This window comes from Pseudomonas sp. EA_65y_Pfl1_P113, assembly GCF_963970525.1.
Classification (GTDB): Bacteria; Pseudomonadota; Gammaproteobacteria; order Pseudomonadales; family Pseudomonadaceae; genus Aquipseudomonas; species Aquipseudomonas tritici.
Genome location: NZ_CAXAQM010000242.1, coordinates 1 through 604 on the forward strand (window position 1 = coordinate 1; position 604 = coordinate 604).

Sequence of the window (604 nt, forward strand, 5' to 3'; positions counted from 1 at the left end):
CGAGCGATGGCCCTACACGCCCGACAAGGTCGCCGTACCCTTGGTTGCAGGAGCACTCCATCTCATCGGCGAGCCCGCCGAGGTGATCCTTCGCATGCGGGACGACATACAGGCGCTGCATGATGCGGCACGGGAAAGGGGAAACGCCAAGCCGGCCCGTTCCAGACGCATACGCCGGTATCTGCGTTCGGCGGCGCCGGTCGAACTTGCTCCAGGGCAGGCCCAGCTGCTGACGGTCTAGCCGATGCTCGCCTTCAATGGCATGGTTGCCCGGCTCTACAAGGCCTGCTTCGTCGTCATCGCCTATCTGGTTGGACCGCGCGCCTCGGAAATCCTCTCGCTTGAAGCCGGCTGCATCGAGAGGGTGCAAGGTGAGCAGCATGAGACGTTCGCCTATCTGACCGGGACGATCCGGAAAGATGCTCCGGGCAACGGGGTGCTGCATCGCTGGGTGGCACCCGAACCTGCGGTTCGTGCGATCGAAGTCCTTGAGCGTCTCTCCGCCCCATGGCGGGCGATCGACGGCCGACCGTATCTCTGGCTGATCCAGACCCGTCCGGGCAGCGCAATCCGGTCCTCGGCTTTGCCGATCGAGCCTCTGACG

At 64.7% G+C, this 604-nt stretch carries 1 protein-coding gene and 1 pseudogene; both read left to right on the forward strand.

The window, feature by feature from the left end; translation table 11 throughout:
• Positions 1-241, forward strand: a 241-nt coding sequence (locus AACY52_RS29365; protein WP_339561228.1) for a hypothetical protein, incomplete at its 5' end; no start/stop codon positions are given.
• Positions 242-244: 3 nt separating this feature from the next.
• Positions 245-604, forward strand: a pseudogene (locus AACY52_RS29370) (hypothetical protein); the annotation flags it as partial.